Below are 26124 nucleotides of genomic sequence, written 5' to 3' on the forward strand. Positions count from 1 at the left end.
CGACCGTGCAGCGGAGAAGAACCGTGGGGCGGAGAAGAACCGTGGGGCGCAGAAGACCCCGCAGCGGAGAAGACCCCGGGGCGGCGGGCCGACCGGTCTACGCGGCGACGGCCTCGTCGAGCTTCGCGGCGAGCTCGGCGTCGGTCGGCTCGGTGAAGTGCGTACCGTCGGGGAAGACCACTACGGGGATCTGCGTGCGGCCGCTGATCGCCTTCGCCCGGTCGGCGCCGTCGAGCACGGTCTCGAGGTCGACGTAGTCGTAGTCGACGCCGCGGCGGTCGAGGAGTGCCTTCGAGCGGCGGCAGTCGACGCACCACTCCGCGCCGTACATCGTGACGCGGGCGGGGTTCAGATCGGGAGCAGGGGAAGTCATATCCATAACCTACGTGGGTACCCTGTGCAGTATTCCCAGCATCGGATGCCGGTGGCAGACTCGGCTTCATGCGATTCGAGACCACGATGTCCCAAGACGGCAACAACACCGGCATCGAGGTGCCGCCCGAGGTGATCGAGGCGCTCGGCGCCGGCAAGAAGCCACCCGTCGTCGTCACGGTGAACGGCTACGAGTATCGCAACACGGTCGCGGTCATGGGCGGCAGATTCATGATCTCGTTCAGCTCCGACAAGCGGGCGGCGACGGGCATCGGCGGAGGTGATGCGATCGTGGTCGACCTCGAGGTCGACACGGCGCCGCGCACGGTCGAGGTGCCGGCCGATCTCGCGGCTGCGCTCGAGGCGGCGCCAGGGGCGCGAGCCGCGTTCGACGCGCTCACGCCGAGCGCGAAGAAGGCGCACGTCACAGCCGTCGAGGGCGCGAAGGCCGCTGAGACGCGGCAGCGGCGCATCGACGGCATCGTCGCCAAGTCCGGCGGTTGAGCCGCCGCGGTCTGGCGTGGTCGTTCCCCAGAACAGGATGACCCGCCGGGTGCGCCGAGAACAGGTACACGCGGTCTCTTCCGCGGGCAGGTGCCTGTTCTCGTGACCCGGGTCAGCGCGCGCCGACGAGACGGACGAACGCGCTGAGTTGCGCCACCCCTTCGGGCGTGTACGGAAGGGCGTCGAGCAGCCCCGGGGAGTAGAGCAGGTACGCCGCCCACTTCGCCCGCGAGATCGCCACGTTCAGGCGGTTCTTCAGCAGCAGGAACTCGACGCCACGAGGCGCTGCCGCCGCCGATGAGGCGGCGAGCGACACGATCGCGACGACGGCCTCTTGACCTTGGAACTTGTCGACGGTGCCGACCGGCACTTCGGTGAACCCGGCGTCGTCGAGCGCCGCGCGCACGACGGTGAGCTGCGCGTTGTACGGCGTCACGACGATGAGGTCGCGCTGGGTGAGTGGGCGCGAACGAGCGGATGCCGCGGCACCCGCCGACCCGGCCGACGCGGCTGGGCCAACCGACCCGCCGGACCCGACCGACTCGACGGAGCCGACCGACTCGACGGAGCCGACCGACTCGACCCACTCCCGCCCGAGCAGGGCCTTCGCCAGCTCGACGACCGCGAGCGCCTCTTCGGGCGAGGAGGTCGTATTGCCGGTGTGCTCGATCGGCAGCGCGGTGAGGCCGGGCGCGACCGAGTCGAGCATGCGCTGCGAGGCCACGGGGTGCGAGTGCAGCTCTCCCTCGTAGGAGAGGTGCGAGACCGGCTCGGCGACCGCGGGGTGCATACGCCGGCTCTCGGCGAGGAAGTAGCCGAACTCGCTCGGTAGCACGTCGTGGCCGTCGGTGATCCAGCCGAGCGCCGAGGTGTCGATCGGTTCGGGGTGGTTGCCCTGGCTGACCTGCGGCAGCTGCTGCGGGTCGCCGAGCAGCAGCAGGTTGCGCGCCCCGACCGCTGAGGCGATCGTCGAGGCGAGGGAGAACTGGCCTGCCTCGTCGATGACGAGCAGGTCGAGCGAGCCGCGCGGCACGCGGTTGTCGTTCGAGAAGTCCCACGCGGTGCCGCCGATCACGTAGCCGGATGTCTCGTGAGCCGCCGTGTATTCGGCCACGCCGTTCTTCGCGATGAAGGTGTACTCGTGCCCGCCGGGATCTTTCGGGTCTTTCGGCGCTTTCGCGACGAGCTCTGGGTCGAGGCGCGCCGCGACGACGGCATCGAGCACGTTCTCGACGACCGCGTGCGACTGGGCGACGACGCCGATCTTCCACGCGTGCCGGCTCACGAGCGCGGCGATCACGTGCGAGGCGAGATAGGTCTTGCCGGTGCCGGGCGGGCCCTGCACCGCGAGGTACGAGTCGTCGAGGTCGCGGAGCGACGCGGTGACCGCGCCGACGTAGTCGTGGTCGGGCCCGAGCGGCACGAGTCCGCGGCCACTGCGGGTGCGCGGTGGGATGCGCCGCAGTACGTCGACGGCGGGGTCTGCCGGCCAGAGCGGGAAGGCGCGGTCGACCCGCTGCGCCCACTCGAGGATCGCGCCCTGCTGTCGCCCGGCCCGCGGGGGCGTGCCGGGTGCGAGAGCGAAGGGCAGCTCGTGCCAGGCGACGCCGGCGACCGCGGTCTCTTCGATGAGCACTCCGTCGTCGAGCACGTCAAGCACCCGCACCGAATGCCACGCTCGCGAACCGGGGCGCAGTGATTGACTCGGAAACGGCGCCGGCGGTTCGTAGAGTGCGATCGGCTCGCCGCCGACGCTGAACCGCGAGCCCGGCGCGATGCGACCGCGCAGCAGCACGTGCCGCCGATCGACTCGGTGGTGGTCTTCGCGGTACCAGCGTTGCACCACGGCGGATGCCGCGGGGTCGACGACGAGCACGTCGCGGTGGTCTTCCCAGGCCTCGAGCGGCTGCTCGACGCGGAAGTAGTGCGACCACCAGAAGCTCTTCGCCTCGCGGTCGTGATAGTCGATCGCGGCCGCCGCGAGCGCGAGCGCGGTGTGGTCGGCGTCTCGGTCGGGGTCGTCGGGCGGGCCGGCGACGGCCTGCAGGTGCACGGCGAGCGGGGAGGGCTCGTAGACCTTGCCCGCGGCCTTCGCCGATTCGACGATGAGCGACTCGGGCACCGGTTCGACGCCGGCGCCGCGCGCGAGCCCGAGCAACCAGTCACGCAACCGCAGGGTCGACACGCAGTCGTAGCGGTTGTAGTCGGCGAGATCGTCGAGCACGTGCTGGGCGGCAGCCGCACCGACGAGCCCGGTGATGGGGTCGGTCTCGCCCGTGGCGGCCAGCTCGCGAGCGCGCACGTACTCGAGGATCGAGTCGCCGCCCGACTTCACGTCGGCCTCGCGCAACTCGGTGCCCATGTAGAGCGGCTCGAGCTTCTTGATCGAGTACGAGCGGCTGCCGACCCGCACCGCGCGTTTCACGATCGGGTAGAGATCGACGAACACGCCGTCGGCGAGCAGCTGGTCGACCGCGGCCTCGCCGACGCCGTGGCGTGCGGCCATCGTGAGCAGGTGCGTACGCTCGTAGCTCGCGTAGTGGTAGATGTGCATGTTCGGGTGCGCCGCACGGCGCAGCGCCACGAGCTCGAGGAACTGCACGAGCGCGACCCGCTCTTCGGCGAACGAGTGCGCCCAGAGCGGTGTGAACTGCTCGGCCGTGTCGACCATGCCGAAGAGGTAGTCGAGTCCCCAGTCGTCGGCCGCGCCCTCGGTGTAGAGCGGGTCTCCCTCGAAGTCGAAGAAGAGGTCGCCGGGGTCGGGCTCGGGAATCGCGGCGAGCGAGGCGGCATCGCGCACGACGACCGGAGGGGGCAGTGGCGGGTCGTCGGGGGAGCGGAGCCCCGAGGCATCGGCGGCCACTTCGGCTGCCTCGGCCTCGAGCTGCAGCCGCGCCTGCACCCGCAGGTTCTCGATGGTCGCGTCGAGCACACCGGGCACCGGGCCGAAGGATGCCGCGAGCGCATCGATCGTCGTGATGCCCGCGTCGAACAGGGCGGCGCGCTGAGTGACCCGAAGCCCCGCGACGAGCAGCACGTCGCGGTGCGCCTGCACCTCGAGGTCGCATGTCGGGCAGCGACCGTCGAGTGCGTAGCGCGGGTCGCCCCAGGCGACCGGGCCGGCCTCGGCGAGCCGGTCGGCCACGATCTGCTCGAGCCGCTCGCGGCGCAGCCGGTAGACGGGGGCGATGTCGGCGAGGCGGTGCACGCTCGTCGATCCGTCGCCCAGGAGCAGTTCAACGGTGTCGGCGCAGGGCACGCCCGTACGTTCGAGTTGCTCGGCATAGGCCGCGAGCTGCAGCAGCGCCGTCACACGGGCCCGGCGCGCGAGCTTGGAGTCTTGCACGAGGTAACGGCCGTCGGGCTGACGCACGATGAAGTCGGCGAACCCGATGAACCCCTCGTCGGCGAAGGTCGCCTGGAAGACGATGGGCGCCCCCGCGGCGAACGCAGCCTGTGTGGCCTCGACCGCTGCGGCGACGGCGGCCGGATCGCGCACGTCGGGCCGCTCGATCTCGACGACGCCGTCGCCGAGCTCGGCACGGTAGGTCTCGAGCACACGGTGCTCGTGCTGGTCGCCGAGCCGACCCGAGCGCTCGAGCATCGCGTCTTCGGGGTCGGGCACCTTCTCGATGCGGCCGAGCTTCGCGTCGAGCGCGCGCAGGAAGGCGAACTCGCACTCGGACGCCTTCTTCAGATCACTCGCACTCGTGACGACCGAACCGTCGACCAGATACATCGGGCGTCCTCTCGTCGTCTCCGGACTTCACCGTAGCTGCCGCCGCCGACATCCGAGGCCGGCAGGGATGCGTCGACCGCCAAGTCGATCGGATGAATCGCGAACCATGGGTGATCGCGCATGATGAACCCACGGATGCCGCGGCATCCACTGCCCTCACGCCGGAGGCACCGCAACCCCGCGAGGGAGGCACCGCACCTCGCGCTGCTCCCGCCCCGCCTCGCGCTGCTCCCGCCCCGCTTCGCGCTGCTCCCGCCCCGCTTCGCCGCTCCCGCCCGACCTCGCGCTGCTCCTCCACATCCGTTCCGGGGGTGCTTTCCCGTCACAACGACGGCGTTTCCCGCGTGGATTTGGCGGGGATGCACCCCCGGAGCGAATCGGATGCTGCAGAGGTGAGTGCTGAAGAGTTGGGTGGTCGGTGTGGCGTGGAACGACTTCCTCGGGGCGAACAGTGACCTCGCGCTGCTCCCGCCCCGCGCTGCTCCCGCTCCGCCTCGCGCTGCTCCGGCCCCGCCCCGCGCTGCTCCCGCTCCGCCTCGCGCGCCCCTCCACATCCGTTCCGGGGGTGCTTTCCCGTCACAACGACGGCGTTTCTCGCGTGGATTTGGCGGGGATGCACCCCGGGAGCGAATCGGCTCGCGCAACTTTCCGCATCCGGAGGGCGCGCTGCCGACTGCTTCGCGGGCTTTGACGACGACATCGCCGAGTGCCGCAGCGGTCGAGGCGACGGGCCAACGCTTGTGCAGCTCGCAGGAATTCCAATAGGATCATTTCAAACTCTTGTTGAAACGATTCAACTCTGCACTCCGTCAACGACGATAGGACTGTAATGCGCGAAACTCTGGGTTCTCTCGGCCGCCCGATTGCTTCGTTGGCGCTCGCACTGACACTCTTCGCGCTCGGGAGCGCCGCGCCGGCGGCAGCCGCAGCGGATGAGGCGCCGGCCGCCGCCGAGGCCGAAGCGACTGCAGCTACCTCCGAGATCGACGAGCCCGTCGCTGCCGCCGGGGTCGAAGCCCCGGACCCCGCGACCGCGGACAAGTCCGCGACCGCCGACAAGTCCGCAACCGCCGCCAAGTCCGCGACCGCCGCCAACTCCGCGACCGCCGTCGCCGAGGCGCCCGCGCGCCTCGTCGACGCGCCTGCCACTGCCGGCCCGCCCGCGCGCCTCGTCGACGCGCCTGCCACTGCCGGCCCGCCCGCGCGCCTCGTCGACGCGCCTGCCACTGCCGGCCCGCCCGCGCGCCTCGTCGACGCGCCTGCCACTGCCGGCCCGCCCGCGCACCTCGTCGACGCGCCCGCCGCCGCCGACCCGCCCGCGCACCCAGCCGACGCGCCCGCCACTGCCGACCCAGCCTCCACGCCAGCCGACGCGCCCGCGCCCCGCGCCGCCGCAGCGACCGATGACTGGTTCACCTCGTGGGCGCAGTCGCAGGATCGGCGGTCGGGCATCACGTTCACGAATCAAACCTTCCGCATGATCACGCATCTGAGCCAGGGCGGTGACGCGCTTCGATTCCGCTTCCAGAACCAGTACGGTGCCGCGCCGATCACGATCGATGCTGCCGCGGTGGCGTTGAGCGCGACGGGCGCGGCGACCGTGCCCGGGACCAGTCGGACCCTGGCGTTCGCCGGCCTGCCGAGCGTCACCATTCCGGTCGGCGGCGAGGTCTGGAGCGACACCGTCGAACTCGAGACGACCGCGCAGGACGACATCGCGGTGAGCATGTACGTCATTGCGCCCACGGTGCCGAGCCTGCACAGCTACCCCTACCGCGACAACTACGTCTCCGCCACAGGGTCGGGCAACCAGGTGACGGATGCCTCGGGCGCACCGTTCGCCGAGAAGATGGCCTGGACTTACCTCGTGAGCGCCGTCGACGTGCACAACACCGAACTGCTCGGCACCATCGTGCCGTACGGCAGCTCGGTCGTCGACGGCGAGGGCAGCCAGAACTGCGGGCCCGGATGCACCGCGACCGGCACGGATCGTCGCTGGTCGGATGAGTTGGCGCGGCGTATCAACAGCGAGCTCCCGGCCGATGCGCAGCTCGCGGTCGCCAACGCGGGCATCGCCGGCACGACCAGTGCTCCGAGCTGCGCCGGCGGCGGTAACGACGGCGTCAACCGGGTGGAGCGCGACGTGCTCGCACTCCACGGAGTGACCGCGGTCATCTTCTACTACGGCACGAACGACCTGTCGGCGAACTGCAGCAGCGCGACGATCCTCGCGAGCTATCGGAACATCTTCGCGCGGCTCAGGGACGCCGGAATCACCGTGTTCGTCACGCCGATCACCCCGCGGCCTTCATATACGACCCAGCAGAACGTCGAGCGCAGCGCCGTCAATGCCTTCGTCAGGAACTCCGGCAACTGCTCGGGCATGTGCGATGGTTTGCTGGACTTCGATGAGGTGCTGAAGGATCCGGCGAACCCGAACATCATCTTCCCGCCGTACGACACGGGAGACGGCACGCACGCGAACGTCGCGGGTCAGCAGGGCATCGCCAACAGCATCTCGCTGCCGCTCATCGCCTCGTCAGCACTGGCGCCGGGTGACACGAGGCCGCTGACCAAGACGTTCTCGATCTACGACTTCGAAGACGGATTCCAGGGCTGGCAGGCTGGTTCGGGTGTCGGGGCCGTGGAGTGGGCCGGCAGCTTCGCGAACGGACCGAGGACTCCGTTCTCGGGAAAGCGGGTGATGGATGCCACTTCGGCCGCCGTACCCGCGGATGCCATGCGATCGGTGTTCGTCGAGCCGCCGCATCCGCTCGATCTCGAACTGGCGACGGAGCTGGTGGCGCACGTCGATTCGTGGGGCGGATTGGGCGGCAACGTCGACTACGAGGCGACCGTCACGCTGACGGGCGCCGACGGCGACGAGCTGACCGAGACCGTTCCGATCTCGAGCGACATGTGGAACGAACTCTCCCTCGACGTGTCCGATTGGCCCGCGCGCAGTGCGGTGAGCCGCATCGAGATCGGGTTCCGTGCGCTCGGCACGTCGAGGATCTGGGTGCCGCACTTCCAGATCGACGACGTCACCTGGAACGCCGGCCCCCTGATCACCTCGGATGCACCGGGTGCCGCGACCGTGGGCTCGGCGTACTCGTTCACCGTCGTCGCCACCGGCAACCCGGCTCCCACGTTATCGATCACCGAGGGGCGGCTGCCCGAGGGGTTGACCCTCGATGCGACCACGGGCGTCATCGCGGGAACCCCCACCTCGGCAGGGGCCGCGACATTCACCGTGGCTGCAGGCAACGGCGTCGGAACGGATGCGACCGCCGATTACACCCTCACCGTCGATGGCGCTCCGGCCGCGCCGACGATCACCACGACCACGACCGCGCCCGGGGCGGCGACGGTCGGCTCGGCGTACTCGTTCACGGTGGAGGCGACCGGCTACCCCGCGCCGACGTTCTCGGCGACGAGCCGCGTCGTGGCGGCGGCGGCGGCGGCGATGGCCTCGGCGATGGCAATGCAGGCGGCCACGGCCACGGCCGCAGTCGTGGTCACGGATGCCGCATCTCTCGCAGCACCGCTCGTCGCACCGCTCGCGGCGGGCGATGAGGTGCTGCCGCCCGGGCTGAGCCTCGACGCGGCCACGGGCGTCATCTCGGGTACTCCGACGGAAGCGGGAACGACCGCGTTCACGGTGGTCGCCGGCAACGGCGTCGGTGAGGATGCTTCGGCGGACTTCGAGATCATCGTGCTCGCCGCCGCCGTGGCCGACCCGGAGCCCACAGCCCCGAACACCTCGGCCGACGAGGCATTGACGCCCTTGGCGCGAACGGGTTTCGAGCTCGAGCCCATGGCCGTGGTCGCCGCGATCGTGCTCGCGCTCGGAGCCGGGCTGCTGCTCGTGCGTCGTCGCCGGATCCGGGCGGTGACGCTCAGCGCACCTCGACGGTGATCTCGTCGAGGCCCGTCGCGCCGTCGGGGATGACGCCCTGGCGCTTCGCGGTCTGCACCTCACCGTCGGCGCCGAGGGCTCGTACGCGCACGGTGTGCGAGCCCGCCGCGGCATCCGGCCACTGAAAACGCCACTGCACCCACGTGTCGTCCGAGATCGCCGTCGCGAGGTCGGCGGGGCGCCAGTCGCCGTCGTCGATCTGCACCTCGACGCCGTCGACGCCCACGTGCTGGTACCAGGCGACTCCGGCGAGCACGGCGGCGCCGGCCGAGAGCGACTGCCCCGGGCGCGGTACGTCGATGCGGGACTGCAGTTTGATGGGTCCGCGTTCGCTCCAGCCGCGCTCGGTCCAATAGGCGGATGCCTCGTCGAACCGCGTCACCTCGAGGTCGACGACCCACTTGGTCGCCGAGACGTACCCGTAGAGCCCTGGCACGACCATGCGCACCGGGAAGCCGTGCTCGGCGGGCAGCGGCTCGCCGTTCATGCCGACCGCGAGGATCGCGTTGCGGTCGTCGGTGAGCGCCGCGATCGGCGTCGACGCCGTGAACCCGTCGACGCTGCGCGAGAGCACCATGTCGGCGTCCGCGGTCGGCGCCGCGCGCGCGAGCAGCTCGCGAATCGGGTAGCCGAGCCAGACCGCGTTGCCGATCAGGTCGCCGCCGACCTCGTTGGAGACGCACGCGAGCGTCGTGATGCTCTCGTCGAGGGGGAGCGCGAGCAGCTCGTCCCACGTGATCGTGACCTCGCGGTCGACCATGCCGTGGATGCGCAGGCTCCAGCCGGCCGGGTCGACGGCGGGCACTGCGAGGGCGGTGTCGATGCGGTAGAACTCGGCGTTCGGCGTGATGAGGGGTGCGAGGCCGTCGATGCCGAGTTCGGCGCCCGCGGGCACGGCTGCGGTGGCGACGGGCTTCGGCAGGGTGATCGCGTCGCGCACCGCGGTCACCGCGCGGGTGCCGGCCTGCAGCGCGTAGCCGCCGAGTGCCGCGAGCGCGCCGAGCGCCACGGCGCCGCCGGTCCAGGCGAGGAATCGGCGGCGGTCGACGTGCACGTTGGGGGTTGCTCGGCCGGGGGTTGGCCGATCGGGGGTCTCGATACGCTCGCTGGCGCTCGCTACTCGACCAGCGGGTTCCGCTCGACCGGCGGGTTCCGGTTCCGCCGGGAGCCGATGCACGAGCAGCCGCAGTGCGATGACCGCCGCGATCGCCGCGAGGGCCGACGGCGCGATCGCGAGCATCGGCGCGTTCGCGCGGGTCGAGGCGGCGACCGCGCCGGCCACGCCGATGAGTCCGACGAGCACCTGCCCCCAGGGCGGTCGCCGAGCCTCGAGCACTCCGGACGCTCCAGCGGCGGCGAGCAGCACGAGCCCGATGCCGACGAGCAACGCGACCTTGTCGCCCGTTCCGAACAGGCCGATCGCGGCGTCTTTCGCCCAACCCGGCGCGAGATCGATGAGGAGCGCCCCGACCACGACGAACGGGCTCGAGGCGGGTGCGAGCACCGCGGCGGCGAGTTCTCCGACCCCGGCTCCGAAGGCGATGGATGCAACGCCGGCGGCGGCGGGCAACAGCCACCCGCGCGCGGGGCCGCTCTTCTCTGGCATGCGCACAGCGTACGCGTCTCGTTCCGGCAACGGCTGCACGCGGCATCCGCTCGCCCGGATGTCACCGGCTCGTGTCAGAATCGTGAGTCGCGGGCGCGCGCCCGCGCCGAGGGGAGCAGCCGCATGACCGCGACCGACCAGACCGCCGCCGACCATACCGCCGCCGGGCACACCGCGACCGACCACACCGCCGCCGGGCACAGCGCCGATGCGCACGACGTCATCCAGGTGCGCGGGGCGCACGAGAACAACCTCAAGGGCATCTCGCTCGACATCCCCAAGCGGCGGCTCAGCGTGTTCACGGGCGTCTCCGGTTCGGGTAAGTCGAGCCTCGTGTTCGGCACCATCGCGGCCGAGTCGCAGCGCCTCATCAACGAGACGTACTCCACGTTCATCCAGGGGTTCATGACCACGCAGCCGCGGCCCGAGGTCGACAGCCTGCGCAACGTCTCTGCCGCGATCATCGTCGATCAGGAGCGCATGGGCGCGAACTCGCGATCGACGGTGGGCACGGCGACCGACGCCTACGCGCTGCTGCGCATCCTGTTCTCCCGGCTCGGGCAGCCCTACGTCGGTCCGAGCTTCCACTTCAGCTTCAACGTGCCGGCCGGCATGTGCCCGAGGTGCGAGGGCGTCGGCGAGGTCAACGACCTCGACCTCGACGAGATCTTCGACCGCGACAAGTCGCTCGCCGAGGGCGCGATCACGATTCCGGGCTACACGGCCGACGGGTGGATGGTGCGCATCTACTCCGAGTCGGGCTTCGTCGACCCCGAGAAGAAGATCCGCGACTACACCGAGGCCGAGCTGCACGACTTCCTCTACAAGGAGTCCGTCAAGGTCAAGGTGCAGGGCATCAACATGACCTACGAGGGCCTCGTACTCAAGCTGCAGAAGAGCCTGCTCGCGAAAGACCGCGACGCGATGCAGCCGCACATCCGCGCGTTCGTCGATCGTGCGGTGACCTACACGGCGTGCCCCGAGTGCGGTGGGGCGCGCCTCAACCAAGAGGCACTCTCGTCGAAGATCAAGGGCATCAACATCGCGGATGCCTCGTCGATGCAGATCTCGGATCTCGCCGCGTGGATCGCCGACATCGACGACCCGAGCGTGGCGCCGCTCATCGCGAACCTGCGGCAGAACGCCGACTCGTTCGTCGAGATCGGCCTCGGCTACCTGAGTCTCGATCGACCCTCCGGAACCCTCTCGGGCGGCGAGGCGCAGCGCGTCAAGATGATCCGGCACATCGGGTCGGCGCTCACCGATGTCACCTACGTGTTCGACGAGCCCACGGTCGGGTTGCATCCCCACGACATCCAGCGCATGAACCGGCTGCTGCTGCAGTTGCGCGACAAGGGCAACACCGTGCTCGTCGTCGAGCACAAGCCCGAGGTCATCGAGATCGCCGACCACATCGTCGACCTCGGGCCGGGTGCCGGGTCCCGGGGCGGGCAGATCTGCTTCGAGGGCGACCTCGCGGGGCTGCGGGCCTCAGAGACGCTCACCGGCCGGCACCTCGACCATCGGGCGAAGCTCCGCGACGAGGTCAGAGCGGCATCCGGCGCACTCGAGATCCGGGGCGCCCGCCAGCACAACCTCACCGGGGTCGACGTCGACGTGCCGCTCGGGGTGCTCACGGTCGTCACGGGCGTGGCAGGGTCGGGCAAGTCGTCGCTGATCCACGGCAACGTGCCGAGGCGCGACCAGGTCGTCGTCGTCGACCAGTCGCCGATCCGCGGCTCGATCCGCTCGAACCCGGCCACCTACACGGGGCTGCTCGACACGATCCGCAAGGCCTTCGCGAAAGAGAACGGCGTGAAGCCCGCCCTCTTCAGCGCGAACTCCGAGGGCGCTTGCCCCAATTGCAAGGGCATCGGGCTCGTGTTCGTCGAACTCGGCCCCATGTCGACCGTCTCGAGTGTGTGCGAAGAGTGCGGCGGCAAGCGGTTCACCGCCGAGGTGCTCGAGTATCGCCTCAACGGCCTGAACATCGCCGAGGTGCTCGCGCTCTCGGTCGACGGGGCGCTCGAGTACCTCTCCGAGAGGCCCGCGCGGGCGATCCTGCAGCGGCTCTCCGACGTCGGGCTCGGCTACCTCGGCCTCGGGCAGGCGCTCAACACGCTGTCGGGCGGCGAACGCCAACGCCTCAAGCTCGCGATCAGCATGGCGAAGTCGGGCACGGTCTACGTGCTCGACGAGCCGACGACGGGCCTGCACCTGGCCGACGTCGATCGTCTGCTCGCGCTGCTCGATCGCCTCGTCGACGACGGCAATTCGGTCATCGTCATCGAGCATCACCAGGCCGTCATGGCGCACGCCGACTGGATCATCGACCTCGGCCCCGGTGCCGGGCGCGATGGTGGGCGCATCGTCTTCGAAGGCACGCCTCGGGCGCTCGTCGAGGCTGCGGTCACCGACGCCGCGACGCTCACGGGCACACACCTCGCGGCCTACGTCGCGGCTTGAGCCCCCGTTCCCGGGGTCGTTTCGCGACAGAATCACGTGCGGGATCGCATCCGGATGTCGCGATTCGACCCCGGGAGTGCCAGGCCCGCCGAGGTGCCCGGCCGCCGAGGTGCCCGGCCGATGCTCAACCGAGCGGTGGCTGCAGTTCAGCGGTGATCACCACTTCACCCCGGGAAAGCGTGCGAAGTCGCGGTCGAGGCTCACCCAGGTGGCTCCGGCCTCGGCCTCAGGCGAAGGGTGACCGACGACGACCCTCTGAGCAGCGCGAGCCTCACAGCCGGGAATCAGGTCGATCTGATCTGCAAGCGGGCGGCATCAGACCAGGCGTAACGTCGAAGACATGAGCAGAACTTATGTCATCACCGGAGCAGGATCCGGCATCGGGGCGGCCGCGGCCGCCCTCCTCACCGAGCACGGCCACCGCGTGATCGGCGTCGACCTGAAGGGGGCCGACATCACCGCCGACCTCTCGAAGCCCGAGGGCAGGGCGGATGCCGCGGCGGCGGTCGTCGAGGCATCCGGCGGTCGGATCGATGCGATCATCGCGGCGGCCGGCATCTCGGCGCCCGTGCCGCTCACCGTGGCCGTGAACTTCTTCGGCGTCACCGGATTCCTCGACGCGCTCGCGCCGACGCTTTCGAACGCCGACGCGCCGCGCATCGCGGTCGTCAGCTCGATGGCGAGCCTGCAACCGAACTCGCCCGAGCTCGTCGACGCGTTGCTCGCGGGCGACGAGGCGAAGGCGCTCGAGATCGGCGCAGCACTCGCCGCGCAGGGGCCCGAGGCCGGTTACCTCAACTACCCCTCGTCGAAGCGTGCGCTCAGTCGTTGGGTGCGCCGCGAGTCGATCGCGCCGCGCTACGCGGGTGCCGGCATCCCCGTGAACGCCGTCGCTCCCGGCACGGTCGTGACGCCGATGACGGCGTCGCTCCTCGCGACCGAAGAAGGCCGTGCCATGGTCGACGCCGCCGTGCCGATGCCGCTCAACGGGCACTCCGACGCTGTCGTGATCGCACGGCTGCTCGAGTGGCTCACGAGTGAGGAGAACACGCACGTGACCGGCCAGACGATCTACATCGACGGCGGTGCCGACGCCTCGATCCGCGGCGACGACATCTGGAGCTGGGCCGACCCGAGCTGATCCCCGCCGCGCGGGGCGTCGGCACGCGGGACGCAGCGTCCGAGCCGGCGGATTCAGTCACACTCAGCCCTCAGGCCGGACTCAGCCCTCAGGCCGGACTCAGCCCCCAGGCCGGACTCAGCCCTCAGGCCGGACTCAGCCCTCAGGCCGGACTCAGCCCCCAGGCCGGACTCAGCCCGCAGGGTGGGCGCGCACGAACGCTCGGGGCAGACGGCCGATTCGAACGGGTGAACGTGAGCGTGTATTCCTAGGCGTGCACCTTGCCGACGAGCACCTCACCGCGCGCGATGCGCGCCTGGTCGTCATCACCGGGAACCACACCACCGCGAAGCGAGCGGCCGGCGGTCTCGTTGAACGTCAGCACCGCGAGGAACCCGATGATGCCCGCGACGGTCAGGTAGACGCCCGGTACGAGGTTCGAGCCGGTCGCATCGATGAGGGCCTGGTTGGCGAGGCCGGCCGTGCCGCCGAGGATCGACGTCGCGACGTTGTAACCGAGCGCGAATCCGGCGAAGCGCACGGGCGTCGGGAACAACGCGGGAAGTGTCGCCGAGATGTTGCAGAGCAGCATCACGAGGAACAGCCCGAAGATCGAGATGCCGACGAACTGCAGCCCGAGGTTTCCGGTGTCGAGCAGCACCACGGCCGGGATCGACAGCAGGATGAAGCCGGCAGAGGCCACGAGCAGCAACGGTCGCCGGCCGATGCGGTCGGTGAGCGCCCCGAACGGCACGATCACGGCCATCATCGCGAGTTGCACGGCGACCAGCATGAGCCCTGAGGTCGTGGCATCCATATCGAGCGAGTTGGTCAGGTAGGTCGGCATGTACGTGAGCACCGTGTAGAACGCGACGTTGATGAGCACGACGAGGCCCATGATCTTCAGCAGTTGCTTCGGTTGGGTGCGCAGCAGGTTGCCGAGGGTCTGCCACGCGCTCGTGCTCGTGTCCTTCCGGTGCGCTTCCTCGAACGTCTCCGACTCGCGCAGCGACGAGCGCATGTACAACGCGATGGCGCCGAGGGGGAGACAGATGAGGAACGGGATGCGCCATCCCCAGTCCGCCATGAACTCCTCGCCGAGCGTGAACTGCATCACCGTGACGAGGATCGCCGCCGCCGAGAACCCGAGCAGCGTGCCGAACTCGAGGAACGACCCCCAGAATCCGCGACGGTTGTCGGGCGCGTGCTCGGCCATGTAGACGGCCGCGCCCGCATACTCGCCGCCTGCGGAGAAGCCCTGGATGATGCGAAGCGTGAAGAGCAGGACGGGCGCCCACCAGCCGATCATGTCGAACGTCGGCAGCAGCCCGATGCACGCGGTCGAGATCGAGATGAGCGAGATGGTGAATACGAGCACCTTCTGCCGTCCGATCCGGTCGCCCAGCGGGCCGAGCACCGCACCGCCGATGGGGCGCACGAGGAAGGACACCGCGAAGCCGAAGAGGGTCCAGAGCAGGGCGTTCTCGGTGTCGCCGAAGATCTGGCTGCTCAGGTACCCCGTGAGGTAGCCGTAGATCCCGTAGTCGAACCATTCGATGGCGTTGCCGGCCATCGCCCCCAGGACGGCCTTCTTCACCGTTTTCTGCTGGATGGGGGTGAGATCGATCTGGCGGGTGATGGGTGGCGGATCGGCGTGCTCGCCGGGTGAAGCGCTGTGGTCGGTCATTCGGACTCCTTGCTCGTCGATGCGTGCGTGGTGAACACCGGGGAGATGCGGTCGTCGGCGAGCGAGAGCATCAGGCGCGCATAGGCGCGGGCCGCGGTGCCGAGGTCGTGGATCGCCACGGATTCATCTGGCTGGTGCGCCTGCCCCGCGACATCCCCGGGGCCCATGATGACGGTCGGCACGCCGTGGTGGGCATGCATGAAGCCGCCCTCGCAGGCAGCGGTCCACGCCTCGATGCCTGCTTCGCGCCGTTCGCTCGCCAGAGACGCCACGACACTGGCGACGAGTGGGTGCTCCACTGCCGTCTCGAACCCGGGCATCTCCATGAGGGTGCGCACCACCACGGTCGAGCCGTCGACGGATGCCTCCGCTGCCAGCTGCTCGAGCAGGAGGTGGGCATCGGCCGCCCGCTCACCGGGCATCAGCCGCCGATCCACGAGCAGGGTGCACTGGTCGGGCACGATCGACGTGCCGTGCCCGCCTTCGATCCGGCCCACGTTCCAGGTGCCGGATCCGAGGCGACCCGCGGTGGATGCGCGCATGCGCCGGTGGTCGTCGCCGATCCGTTCGACGAGGTGGGCTGCGATCGCGATGGCGCTCACCCCGTCTTCGGGCCGCCCTGCGTGGGCCGCCCGCCCGCGGATCTCGATCTCGAAGTTGGCGGCACCGCGACAGGCGACGACGACCGCGAGGTCGGTCGGCTCGGCGACGACGCAGGCCCAGTACGGTTGCGGCGCTGCGCTCTCGAGGTAGGCGAGGATTCCGGTCGCGAGGTCCTCTTCGTCGACGGTGACGATCAGCTCGACGGGGAGGTCGGGCCTCACGGATGCGACCGCCCCCATCGCCTGCAGCACGCACGCGAGACCGCCCTTCATGTCGGCTGCGCCCCGGCCGATGATCCTGCCGTCCGCGATTCGCGGGGTGAACGGGTAGCCGCTCCATCCGTCGCCGCCCGGCACGACATCGGAGTGACCGAGAAAGAGGATTCCCGGTTCGTCGGGGCCGATGCTGATCGAGAGGTTCGAGCGGCCGGACGCGACCTCGGTGCGTCTCGTGCGCAATCCGAGCCGTGAAGCGATGCCCTCGAGCATCCGCACCGCCTGGATCTCGGTGCCGCCGGGGTTCTCGCTCGCCGCGACGATGAGCGAGGCTGTGTCGGCGACGATCGTCGCATCGTCGATCAGCGCCATCGCGGCGTCGACCTGCGGGTTCCCGCCCGTCTCGTCGTTCATCATGGTGCCGCCTTCACGATCAGCTTTCGCGGTGCATCCGTGAAGATCTCGATGCCGTCGCCTGTGATCGCGACGGACTCGCTGAGCTCGCAGCCGTAGTCGCGCATCCACATGCCGGCGATGACGTGGAAGCACATCCCGGCCTCGAGCACGGTGTCGTCGTCGTCGCGGATGCTCACGGTGCGCTCTCCCCAGTCGGGCGGGTAGCCGATGCCGATGGAGTAGCCGAGACGTGACGCTTTCGAGAGCCCGTTCCGGGCGAGCAGGGTGGCCCAGTCGCCGACGACGTCGCGCACGCTCACCCCGGGTCGCATGGCACCGAGCACGAGATCGAGCCCTTCCGCGGTGATGCCGGCCACCCGGTCGAGCTCGCGTGAGGGGCGCCCGAGGGAGACGGTGCGCGCGAGCGGCGCGTGGTAGCGGCGATGCACGCCGGCGAGTTCGAGCGAGACGCCCTCGTTCGATGCGAATCGGCGCGCGCTCCAGGTGAGGTGCGGGGTGTCGGCGGATTCTCCGGTCGGAATGAGGGGAACGATCGCCGCGTAGTCGCCTTCGGCGCCTTCGACACCTCTGGCCTGTGCGGCCTGGATGGCGGCGGCGACGTCGTGCTGCGGCGCACCGACCTGCACGGCATCGATGCCGGCGGCCATCGCGGCGCTCGCGTTGCGACCTGCCGAGCGCATGAGTGCCAGCTCGGCCGGCGACTTGACGAGCCGCACCCAGCCGATCAGGTCGAGGTCGTCGTCGAAGCGCCACTCGGGAATCCGTCGCGACAGGGTCGTGAACGCGCGCGGGGTGAAGAAATGGGCCTCGCCTTCGTAGCCGACGCGCATCGGCACGGCGTGGCCGCGTTCTCGCAACCGGTCGGCCGCCCAGTCGAACGGATGCCGGTCGGGGCGATGCACGAGGTCTTCGGGGTAGCCGAGGATCTGCTCGGCGGTCAGGGCGGCGGTGCGGTGGGCGCCGACGGCGTCCATGTGCCGGGTGATGAGCAGCAACTCGCCGACGGCCGGCACGAAGAGCAGTTGCGGCATGTAGAACGACCACGCGTCGTAGCCGGTGAGGTAGTGGATGTTGGCAGGATCCACGACGACGAGAGCGTCGAACGCGTGATCGCGCATTCGTGCCCTGGTGGCGGTGATTCGGCCGGCGAATTCTTCGATCGCAATGACTCCTCGGGTCTCGAGGTCGCCTCACATCAGCGTGCCGCGACCCGATCGGTGGCCACCACTCTACGGGCCGTCGTTCGCCGCACTGCGAGGCTCGCGCGTCATTCGTGTGCGCGCACGAACGCGGCGACCGGTACGGCGAGGGCAGCGCCGATCTCGTCGGCCGGGCGCTTGGCGCCCTTCACTTCGAACGTGTGGTTCGCGTCGTCGACCCAGTCGAGCGTGGCGTTCGGTCCGATGCGACGTACGACGTCGTCGAGTTGCTCGTTGGGCTTGGCGAACGGGTCGTTCCGCCCCTGCAGGAACAGCATCGGCACGGTGATGCCCGGCAGGTGCTCGTCGCGCGGCTTCTCGGGCTTGCCGGGCGCGTGCAGCGGGTAGCCGAGGAAGACGAGCCCGGCCACGGCCATGCCTTCGGCGACGGCCATCGACGCCATGCGACCGCCGAACGACTTGCCCGCCGCCCAGACAGGCTCGCCCGGTCGCCCGTCGGCGGTCGCGCGTGCGGCCGCGGCATCCATCACGGCACGCCACGTCGCGATCGCGACCGGCGGCCGGTCTGGGAACCGCCGCCCCGCCTCGCGGTACGGGAAGTTGAAACGGAGCGTCGCGAACCCGCTCTCGTTCAGCGCCCGGGTGAATCCGGTCATGAACGGATGCTCCATGCCGGTGCCCGCCCCGTGGGCGACGACGATCGTGGCAGTCGGGGCCGGCGGTCGCGCCGAGACCGCCGACACGGGTGTGCCGTCGACGTCGACCGTGATGGATTCCTCCGCGGCGGTCATGTCTCCATGGTGCCGCATCGGCCCGCGCGCTCGCGCTACGAACTGAACAGTTCGAACAAGTTGCCGACGCCGTCGACGACGTTGCCTGCGTCGTCGGTGAGGTCGCCGAGCGACGCGGTCAGTTCGACGACGTCGCCTGCGGCTTCGATGGCGAGGGCGATGTCGTCCGTGACGCCGACGAGTTCGCCGAGCGTGTCGAGGTTGCTCGGGCTGAGCTCGGCGTACTCGAGCTTCAGCTTGGCGATCCAATCGCGTTCGAGCCCGAAGATCACGGCGTAGGGCAGCAGCCGTTCGTGGAGGTGGAAACGGGACCCTGCGGCAGAGGGGCCGGCCGCAGGCGTGCCGCGTGCAGGAATCGGGGCGGCGGGCTGCGACGACCCGGGTGTCGCCACGAGGGTCGGCGCAGCGGCATCCGTCGCCCGCAGCTCTGCACCGCTCGGCGACTGCAGCACCTGCAGCCGTTTCGCCTCGACGAGCGCGATGTACTGCCGGAGCCCCGCCAAGTGCTCGCGTCGGGGAGTCGCTGCAGGGAGGAACTTGCGCCACGACGATGGGGTCACGAAGATCGTCGCGATGGTCGCGGCGACGGCGACGAGCGTCGCGATGAGCGCCGGCCAGTCGCCGTCGATGATCGTGAAGACGAGGAAGAGCACCTCGACGAGCATGCCGAGATAGGCGAGCACGGTGAGCGTGACGCCCGGCCACGAGACGCGGCGTTCGGCGACGAGTCCCTCGCGGGCGAGTGCGTGCTCCGTGTTCAGCAGCAGGCTCTTCATACGACCGGCGAGTGCGCGGCGGTCGGAGGAGAAGCGGCGCACACGCGTGGGGGTGTGCTCTGGGCCGAACAGCCCTTCGAGCAGCGCTGTCTCTTCGGCGGTGAGCACGACGTTCGGCGCGAGCTCCACCCCGATGGGGTCTCGCTTTCCCTCGCCGGCGAGGAGGCGCACCTTGCGCTTCACGGCCAGGTCGATGAGGGCAGCGGATGGCGCGCGCCGATCGGCGCCGACGAGCAACGCGTCCCGCAGCACCGTGGAGCCGCGTTCCGGGGTGTACTGCACGGCCCGCTGCGTCACCCGTTGCGCGGCGACGGCGCGCGCGACGAGACCCAGCCCGAGGATGACGAAGGCGGGCACGATCGCGAGCAGGAAGACGGCGGGCAGCACGCGCTCAGTCTAGGGATCCGAGCGGCCTGCTCGGGAGACGAGTCGGAGCGAACCGCTCGTGGCGACGCGCGTACGGGTTCCGGACGATGTCGGCGGCCGGGCGTACCGTGACTGCCATGACGAAGCAGATGCAGCACAACGCACCGCACCTGGTGATCGACGAGCCGTGTCCGCGCTGCGATTCCCTCGCGGTGCGCGCGATCGTCTACGGCCCGCTCGACTTCGAGGTCGAGACGGCCGATGTCGCAGGCGCCCTCTCGCTCGATGATTCGCCCATCTTCGACTGCCGCGAGTGCGGGTTCGAGTGGGGCGCCGCGGTGCGCGACCTGCTCGGCTGAAGTCGGCCTGGCGCCCCGGCATGGCGAGCGTCTCCAGCGCGATGAAGGCCGACAGCGCGATGAAGGCCGACAGCGCGATGAAGGCCGACATCGCGATGAAGAGGCGGAGCGGCCACCGCTGCGGGTCAGGCCGTGCTCGCCGCGCCGACCGCACGCGCACGTGAGACACCGCTCGCGATGCGAGCCCACACCGTCGCGATGACGACGGCGACCACGGCGACGATCGCCGCAATGCCGGTCACGGTCGACTCCGGGGCATCGGTCAGGCGTGCGATCGCGACCCAGGAGAGCCCCCAGCCGAGCGCGAGGGTCGGGGCGATCCGGCCGCGGTCCCACACCGCGAGTGCGACACCGATGATGCCGGCGAGTGAGATGACGGCGACCGACCAGGCTTCGGGCGCGATGCCCCAGCCGTCGAAACCGACGGCGACGAGTGCGGCGGTGATGTTCGCGGCGGTGGCGACGCAGACCCAACCCAGGTAGAGGCCGACCGTGCCATCGGTGACGATGCCGTCGACCGTCGAGGTCGGCGGCACGGAGCGGCAGACGCGGAAGGCGATGATCAGCACGACCAGCAGCAGGGCGATGACCGGCACGCTCAGCCACAGGAGGTCGAACTGGATGCTGAGGATCCATGCCGCGTTCAGCAGCAATGACGCGGCGATCGGGTAACCGAGGCGGCGGTGCCGGGGTGCTTCCCGCTGGGAGGGAAGGAACTGCCAGACCGCGTACGCGGCGAGTCCGAGGTAGATGAGCGTCCAGATCGCGAACGCGCTGCCCCCTGGTGCGATGAGGGTGGCGTCCGCCGCGAGCGCCCCGCCCGCGGCATCCTGAATAGGAGTTCCGCCGGCGGCGCCTGACCCGATGAAGGAGCCGACCACCGCCAGAACGGCGCTCACCGCCACGGTGATCTGTCGCACCAGGTCGCTGACCGTCGCCCGCGTCGTCGCCGATGTCATCATCATCATCTGCTCTTCCCGTCGTCTGCTGGATCTCGGTCGAGGTGGTCCCAGCCTAGAACGACGGATGTCGCACCGCGTCGAACTTCCGATTGATGCGTGCAGGTTCTCGGTGGGTGCGGCGCCGTCGGTGCGCCGCTCCTCCGGCTACTCCTCGACGAGCGCGGCGCGGATGCGCCGCAGGTCTTCCAGGAGCGAGCCGATGAGGATCCAGTGCCCCGACCTCGGCGGGGACACCACGAGGGGTGAGGTCAGCGCGGGCACGGCCGAGGTCATCGGCTCGGGGTCGACATCGGCGAGGTGCACGGCGAGTCGCACGTCGTGCGCGGCCCGCCGCAGTTGCTCGGCGATCGCGCGCACGGTCGGCTCATCGGCCAGCGCGGCGTCGTAGTGGTCGAAGAACGCGCGCGTCATGCCGATCACCTGGGTGACGATGGGGCTCAGTCGTTCGAGCAGGGCGCGCATCTCGGCGAGCTCGGTGCGATGCGCCGAGCGACGCGGATTCAGCGTGAGCGATTCCTCCCCCGTCGAGATCGAGGCATCCGCTGCATCTCGCATCGGTCGCATGAGGCGCGCTTCGACCATGAGTCGTTGCAGATCGGCCGCCGACTGCGGGCTCTCGAGGGCGCTTGCGAGCCGGTCGAGGGATGCCGCGAGCTCACCGCCGAGCAGCGACAGGTCGCGTCGGGCCGGGGCGAGTGCCACCGGCGGCACGATCAGCGCATTGACGACGATGCCGATCGCGGCGCCGATGAGCGTCTCGATGATGCGGTCGAGCGCGTACTCGGGCGAGGAGGAGCCGAGGGCGAGCACGAGCATCGCGCTGATGGCGACCTGGTTCGAAGTGCCAGGGGTCATCTTCAGCGACCACGCGACGAGCATCGCGATCATGATCGTCACGAGGATGATCCAGCTGTTCTGCCCGAACACGAGCGAGATGGCGCTGGCGATGAGCACGCCGAGGATCACGCCGATCGAACGCTCGATCGCCTTGCCGAGCGACTGGTTCACGCTCGGCTGCACCACGAGCAGTGCCGCGATCGCGGCGAATACCGGTAACTGCCCCGGAATCAGCCAGCCTGCGACGAGCCACGCCGCGATCGTCGCGGCCGACGCCTTGGCGACCTGCAGGATGGGCACGCGCTTCGAGGCTCGGAAGGTGTTGGTGATGCCCATACGCTCCATTCTGCTCGGAACGGCCGGGTCTCGATACGCTCGCTGACGCTCGCTACTCGACCAGCGGACGTGATCCCGCGGGTCTCGATACGCTCGCTGAAGCTCGCTACTCGACCAGCGGACGTGATCCCGATCGTCGGTCGAGTAGCGACGAAGGAGCGTATCGAGACCCCGGGGTTCGTCGGGTCACTGGGGCAGGCCGCGAGGGCCGTCTTCCCCGTGCTCGGGCACGTCGGGGTCGTCGTGGTCCGACAACGGATCATGGTCGACGACTTCGTCGACGTCGGCGATCGGCACGGCATCGGGAAGGGCGTTCTGCTCGGCGAGCGACGCGGGGGAGGCGCGTCTGAGCGCCGCCGAGGCATCCGTGCCCAGACGCAGCCGTCGCAGAAACCCTCGCGCCCATCTCACCTCGCCCACGACGAGGCCGCGCTGGAGCGGTTCCTCGACCTCGAGCCCGTAGTACTTGCCGATGTGGTCGACGAACTGGGCTCGTTCGGCCTTCGCGTAGGCGCGGCGCTCGCGAGTGAAGGCGATGATCGTCGACCAGCAGATGAGCAGCATCACGATGCTGAACGGCAACGCGATGATGATCGCCGCGGTCTGCAGGGCGGTGAGACCGCCCGTGAGCAGCAGCGCGATCGCGAGCAGCGCGGTGATCACGGTGAAGAAGATGCGGATCCACCGCTTCGGGTTGAGCTGGCCGCCAGTGGCGATCATGCCCATCACGAGCGCGCCCGAGTCTGCCGAGGTGACGAAGAAGATCGTGATGAGCAGGATCACGCCGACCGTGAGCACCGGGGTGCCGGGGAGGTAGGTGAGCAGCTCGAAGAGCGCGGCCTCGACGTTGACGCTGCCGTCGGGCTGGGTGAGTGCGCCGGGGTCGGCGAGCTCGATCGCGAGTGCCGAACCGCCGAGCACCGCGAACCAGAGGATGCCGATGAGCGTCGGCACGAGGATGACGCCGGCGACGAACTGGCGCACGGTGCGGCCCTTCGAGACGCGAGCGATGAAGATGCCGACGAAAGGCGCCCACGAGATCCACCAGCCCCAGTAGAACGACGTCCACGACGCCTGCCATTCCTCGCCGGCGGTGCCCTGGAAGGCGCTCACGTTGAAGGAGAGGCCGACGAAGTTCTGGATGTACGTACCCATCGACTGCACGAACTCGCGCAGCAGGAACTCGGTCGGCCCCATCACGAGGAGGTACACCACGAGGAGGCCCGCGAGCACGATGTTCGCGGTCGAGAGCCACTTCATGCCCTTCGTGACTCCGGAGAGCACCGACCAGAGCACGAACACCGAGATGACGAGGATGATGATCACTTGCGTGAGCGCGTTCGGCTCGAGGATGCCGGCGATGTCGAGCCCCGCGCTGATCTGCAGCACGCCGAGGCCGAGCGAGGTCGCCACGCCGAAGAGGGTGCCGACGAGCGCCACGACGTCGATGGCATGGCCCCAACCGCCCTCGACGCGTTTGCCGAGCAACGGTTCGAGCGTCCAGCGGATCGAGATCGGCCGGCGTCGGCGGTGGATCGCGTAGGCGAGTCCGAGCCCGACGACGACGTAGATCGACCACGCGTGCACGCCCCAGTGCAAGTAGGTCTGGGCGAGCGCCTCCTGCGCGAGCGCGTCGGGCGGGCCGGTGACCCCCGGTCGCGGCGACACGAAATGGCTGAGCGGCTCGCTCACGCCGTAGAACACAAGCCCGATGCCCATGCCCGCGGCGAAGAGCAGTGCGAACCACGCGAGCAACGAGAACTCGGGCTCGTCGTCATCACGGCCGAGTTTGATGTCGCCGAAACGGCTGAATCCGACGAACAGGCTGAACGCCACGAAGAATGCGGCGATGAGCACGTAATACCAGTTGAAGGTGTTGACGATGCCGGTCTGGATCGCGCCGAACATCGCGTCCGCCGCATCCGGGGCGATCAGGACGAACGCGACGAACAGGGCGACGATGACCGCCGCCGGCCAGAACACCCAGCGCTGCACGGGGGGCAGCGACCGGCGAGGGGGCGGCGGCGCCGAAGCACCCGCATCCGGGGCATCCGTGGTGTTCAGAGGCTGGTCGGTCGGCTCGTTCGGCGTACCGCTCATGGGCAACACGGTAGCGAGGTGGGCGCTCCGCCGCATCGACCCGCGCCGAACCCGCGCCGGAGTCGCCGGACTCGCAAGTGTCGCCGGGCGGGGCTATCGTGACGCGCATGGCCCAGATCGACGCTGACCTCGCACGCCTCGGCACCGAGTTCTGGCAGTGGCGCGCCGTGAACTCGTTCCGCAGCTCCGACGACATTCCGCGCATCGAGCGGCCCGGGGGCTGGGTGCCGCGGTTCGATCCGGCGGCCATCGAGCTGCAGCGAGACGAGCTCGCCGTCTTCGTCGAACGTTGGCAGGCGACGGATGCCGCGGGCATGCCGGTGCCCGACCAGGTCGATCACCGGCTGCTGGGCTCGGCGCTCGCGCGCGTGCGCTGGGAACTCGACGTGCTCCGCAACTGGGAGCGCGATGCCGTGTTCCTCACGAGCCAGATCCTCGGCCCGTGGTTCGATCTGCTGCTCGCCCCGCCACCGTTCGACGCCGGGCGACAGGCCGATCTGGTCACGGTGCTCACCGCCATCCCACGGGCCGTCGAGCAGGCGATCGCGAACCTCGAGCGCGCAGGCGTCGCGACGCTCGCCCGGGTGGCCGCGGTCGAACTCGACGGCATCGGGCCGCGACTGGCCGATTCGGTGGCGGCGCTCGCCGGGCAGGTCGAGGCCGCGACGGCGACCGCGCTCGCCGAGGCGCAGCCCGCCGCGAGTGCGGCGCTCACCCGGTACGCGCAGTGGCTCGAGGCATCCGCTGATCGCCTCGGCGCCGAGGTCATCGTGGGCCCCGACGCCTTCGTCTGGTACCTGCGTCACGTCGCGCTCGTCGCGGCCGAGCCCGAAGAACTCGTTCGTGCCGCCCTGCAGGACTACCGGCGGGCCGTCGTCGCCGAGACGGTCACGCGCAACCGGTACCGCGACGCGCCGGTCGCGCCGCTCGCGCGCGATGTCGCCGCCGAGGTGGCCGACGAGGCCGCACGCGACGCCGAGGTGCGGGCGTTCTCCGACCGCGAGGGCCTGCTGACCCAACCCGAGTCGCTGCGCCGCTACTTCTTCTCGAGTTACCCGGCGTATCTCGAGCCCGTTGCCTTTCTCGGTGTGACCGACCACCTGGCGAACGAGCGCACGCGCGGCGACGACGCGGTCTCGTACGTGCCCGAACCCTCGCCTGACCTTCCGTACTTCGACGCCGCGAACGCGCGCGACCCGCGGCTCGGCATCATCCACGAGGGGGCGCACAGTCAACAGCTCGCCCTTTCGTGGGGGCACCCCCGCGCCATCCGCCGTCACTACGTCGACTCGGTCGCCAACGAGGGCATCGCCCATTACAACGAAGAACTCATGCTCGATGCTGGGCTCTTCGACGATGCGCCGCACTCGCAGACGATCGTGCACAACTTCATGCGGCTGCGGGCCCTGCGCGTCGTCGTCGACGTGAACCTCGCGACCGGCGTCTTCGGCCTCGAAGAGGCGATCGACTTCTTCGTGCGGCTCGTGCCGATGGACGTCGAGACCGCTACCGAAGAGACCTCCTACTACGTTGCGACCCCGGGCCTCGCGATGTCGTACCACGTCGGCAAGCTCGAGGTGAAGCGGCTGCTCGCCGACGCCGCAGTCGCCCGAGGCGACGACTTCTCACTCCGCGAGTTCCACGATGCCGTGTGGCTGAACGGCAACGTACCGGTGTCGTTGCAACGCTGGGAGTTGCTCGGCGATCGCGGCGACCTCGACGTGCTCGATGCCGCGGGCGACTGGCTCGAGACGTTCCCGGGGTAGGAGCGGCAGCCGCATCGTGCCAT

General features: G+C 69.9%; 17 protein-coding genes. 6 read left to right on the forward strand and 11 right to left on the reverse strand.

The window, feature by feature from the left end:
* Positions 1-97: 97 nt before the first annotated feature.
* Complete coding sequence (locus AC1C2R_RS11115) at positions 98-373, reverse strand: glutaredoxin family protein (protein WP_495352540.1); 276 nt, start codon at positions 371-373, stop codon at positions 98-100.
* A gap of 68 nt (positions 374-441) precedes the next feature.
* Between AC1C2R_RS11115 and AC1C2R_RS11120 the strand changes: the two genes are divergently transcribed.
* Positions 442-876, forward strand: coding sequence for a YdeI/OmpD-associated family protein (locus tag AC1C2R_RS11120; protein WP_495352541.1), 435 nt, complete (start codon positions 442-444; stop codon positions 874-876).
* Positions 877-988: 112 nt separating this feature from the next.
* Here AC1C2R_RS11120 and AC1C2R_RS11125 read toward each other — a convergent pair whose 3' ends face one another.
* On the reverse strand, positions 989-4615 hold the full coding sequence (locus AC1C2R_RS11125; protein WP_495379935.1) for a TM0106 family RecB-like putative nuclease: 3627 nt from the start codon (positions 4613-4615) through the stop codon (positions 989-991).
* Positions 4616-5444: 829 nt separating this feature from the next.
* Between AC1C2R_RS11125 and AC1C2R_RS11130 the strand changes: the two genes are divergently transcribed.
* Complete coding sequence (locus AC1C2R_RS11130; protein WP_495379936.1) at positions 5445-8534, forward strand: putative Ig domain-containing protein; 3090 nt, start codon at positions 5445-5447, stop codon at positions 8532-8534.
* Here AC1C2R_RS11130 and AC1C2R_RS11135 read toward each other — a convergent pair.
* The gene (locus AC1C2R_RS11135) at positions 8515-10140 is read right to left on the reverse strand and encodes a molybdopterin-dependent oxidoreductase (RefSeq protein WP_495379937.1); all 1626 of its coding nucleotides are present in this window, start codon (positions 10138-10140) and stop codon (positions 8515-8517) included. The two genes, AC1C2R_RS11130 and AC1C2R_RS11135, sit on opposite strands and share 20 nt — an antisense overlap.
* A 123-nt stretch (positions 10141-10263) precedes the next feature.
* Between AC1C2R_RS11135 and AC1C2R_RS11140 the strand changes: the two genes are divergently transcribed.
* Together AC1C2R_RS11140 and AC1C2R_RS11145 are read left to right on the forward strand one after the other, a co-directional pair.
* Positions 10264-12606 (forward strand): ATP-binding cassette domain-containing protein, encoded by a 2343-nt coding sequence (locus AC1C2R_RS11140; RefSeq protein WP_495379938.1) that lies wholly within the window; start codon positions 10264-10266, stop codon positions 12604-12606.
* A 340-nt stretch (positions 12607-12946) separates the two neighbouring features.
* Positions 12947-13747, forward strand: a complete 801-nt coding sequence (locus tag AC1C2R_RS11145; protein ID WP_495379939.1) for an SDR family oxidoreductase — start codon at positions 12947-12949, stop codon at positions 13745-13747.
* Positions 13748-13994: 247 nt separating this feature from the next.
* On the opposite strand, the gene AC1C2R_RS11150 is transcribed toward AC1C2R_RS11145, so the two are convergent.
* From AC1C2R_RS11150 to AC1C2R_RS11170, 5 genes are all read right to left on the reverse strand, one after another.
* Complete coding sequence (locus AC1C2R_RS11150) at positions 13995-15413, reverse strand: MFS transporter (protein ID WP_495379940.1); 1419 nt, start codon at positions 15411-15413, stop codon at positions 13995-13997.
* Positions 15410-16645, reverse strand: coding sequence for a M20 family metallopeptidase (locus AC1C2R_RS11155; protein WP_495379941.1), 1236 nt, complete (start codon positions 16643-16645; stop codon positions 15410-15412). Before AC1C2R_RS11155 ends, AC1C2R_RS11150 begins: the two co-directional genes overlap by 4 nt.
* Positions 16645-17814, reverse strand: a complete 1170-nt coding sequence (locus tag AC1C2R_RS11160; protein WP_495380401.1) for a M24 family metallopeptidase — start codon at positions 17812-17814, stop codon at positions 16645-16647. Before AC1C2R_RS11160 ends, AC1C2R_RS11155 begins: the two co-directional genes overlap by 1 nt.
* Before the next feature lie 101 nt (positions 17815-17915).
* Positions 17916-18599: an alpha/beta hydrolase family protein gene (locus AC1C2R_RS11165; protein ID WP_495352549.1), complete on the reverse strand. Its 684-nt coding sequence runs from the start codon at positions 18597-18599 to the stop codon at positions 17916-17918.
* A 35-nt stretch (positions 18600-18634) separates the two neighbouring features.
* On the reverse strand, positions 18635-19762 hold the full coding sequence (locus tag AC1C2R_RS11170) for a DUF2207 domain-containing protein (RefSeq protein WP_495379942.1): 1128 nt from the start codon (positions 19760-19762) through the stop codon (positions 18635-18637).
* Between the two features lie 116 nt (positions 19763-19878).
* Between AC1C2R_RS11170 and AC1C2R_RS11175 the strand changes: the two genes are divergently transcribed.
* The gene (locus AC1C2R_RS11175) at positions 19879-20100 is read left to right on the forward strand and encodes a hypothetical protein (RefSeq protein WP_495379943.1); all 222 of its coding nucleotides are present in this window, start codon (positions 19879-19881) and stop codon (positions 20098-20100) included.
* Between the two features lie 125 nt (positions 20101-20225).
* Here the strand turns inward: AC1C2R_RS11175 and AC1C2R_RS11180 are convergent, their stop codons facing one another.
* The 3 genes from AC1C2R_RS11180 to AC1C2R_RS11190 form a co-directional block, all read right to left on the reverse strand.
* Entirely contained in the window at positions 20226-21065 is an 840-nt protein-coding gene (locus AC1C2R_RS11180) for a TspO/MBR family protein (protein ID WP_495379944.1), read from the reverse strand.
* A 141-nt stretch (positions 21066-21206) separates the two neighbouring features.
* Positions 21207-22235 carry an FUSC family protein gene (locus AC1C2R_RS11185; protein ID WP_495352553.1) on the reverse strand — a complete coding sequence of 343 codons (1029 nt, stop codon included), beginning with the start codon at positions 22233-22235 and terminating at the stop codon, positions 21207-21209.
* A gap of 186 nt (positions 22236-22421) precedes the next feature.
* Positions 22422-24335, reverse strand: a complete 1914-nt coding sequence (locus AC1C2R_RS11190) for a BCCT family transporter (RefSeq protein ID WP_495379945.1) — start codon at positions 24333-24335, stop codon at positions 22422-22424.
* Positions 24336-24442: 107 nt separating this feature from the next.
* On the opposite strand from AC1C2R_RS11190, the gene AC1C2R_RS11195 reads away from it, so the two are divergent.
* Positions 24443-26101: a DUF885 family protein gene (locus tag AC1C2R_RS11195; protein ID WP_495379946.1), complete on the forward strand. Its 1659-nt coding sequence runs from the start codon at positions 24443-24445 to the stop codon at positions 26099-26101.
* The last annotated feature ends 23 nt before the right edge of the window (positions 26102-26124 follow it).

Source organism: Agromyces sp. Y182 (assembly GCF_059445385.1).

What these genes read in the sequence shown, in the direction of transcription:
- AC1C2R_RS11115 (WP_495352540.1), bottom strand. Translation starts at nt 373, where the DNA reads ATGACTTCCCCTGCTCCCGATCTGAACCCCGCCCGCGTCACGATGTAC.
- AC1C2R_RS11120 (WP_495352541.1), top strand. Translation starts at nt 442, where the DNA reads ATGCGATTCGAGACCACGATGTCCCAAGACGGCAACAACACCGGCATC.
- AC1C2R_RS11125 (WP_495379935.1), bottom strand. Translation starts at nt 4,615, where the DNA reads ATGTATCTGGTCGACGGTTCGGTCGTCACGAGTGCGAGTGATCTGAAG.
- AC1C2R_RS11130 (WP_495379936.1), top strand. Translation starts at nt 5,445, where the DNA reads ATGCGCGAAACTCTGGGTTCTCTCGGCCGCCCGATTGCTTCGTTGGCG.
- AC1C2R_RS11135 (WP_495379937.1), bottom strand. Translation starts at nt 10,140, where the DNA reads ATGCCAGAGAAGAGCGGCCCCGCGCGCGGGTGGCTGTTGCCCGCCGCC.
- AC1C2R_RS11140 (WP_495379938.1), top strand. Translation starts at nt 10,264, where the DNA reads ATGACCGCGACCGACCAGACCGCCGCCGACCATACCGCCGCCGGGCAC.
- AC1C2R_RS11145 (WP_495379939.1), top strand. Translation starts at nt 12,947, where the DNA reads ATGAGCAGAACTTATGTCATCACCGGAGCAGGATCCGGCATCGGGGCG.
- AC1C2R_RS11150 (WP_495379940.1), bottom strand. Translation starts at nt 15,413, where the DNA reads ATGACCGACCACAGCGCTTCACCCGGCGAGCACGCCGATCCGCCACCC.
- AC1C2R_RS11155 (WP_495379941.1), bottom strand. Translation starts at nt 16,645, where the DNA reads ATGAACGACGAGACGGGCGGGAACCCGCAGGTCGACGCCGCGATGGCG.
- AC1C2R_RS11165 (WP_495352549.1), bottom strand. Translation starts at nt 18,599, where the DNA reads ATGACCGCCGCGGAGGAATCCATCACGGTCGACGTCGACGGCACACCC.
- AC1C2R_RS11175 (WP_495379943.1), top strand. Translation starts at nt 19,879, where the DNA reads ATGACGAAGCAGATGCAGCACAACGCACCGCACCTGGTGATCGACGAG.
- AC1C2R_RS11180 (WP_495379944.1), bottom strand. Translation starts at nt 21,065, where the DNA reads ATGATGATGACATCGGCGACGACGCGGGCGACGGTCAGCGACCTGGTG.
- AC1C2R_RS11185 (WP_495352553.1), bottom strand. Translation starts at nt 22,235, where the DNA reads ATGGGCATCACCAACACCTTCCGAGCCTCGAAGCGCGTGCCCATCCTG.
- AC1C2R_RS11190 (WP_495379945.1), bottom strand. Translation starts at nt 24,335, where the DNA reads ATGAGCGGTACGCCGAACGAGCCGACCGACCAGCCTCTGAACACCACG.
- AC1C2R_RS11195 (WP_495379946.1), top strand. Translation starts at nt 24,443, where the DNA reads ATGGCCCAGATCGACGCTGACCTCGCACGCCTCGGCACCGAGTTCTGG.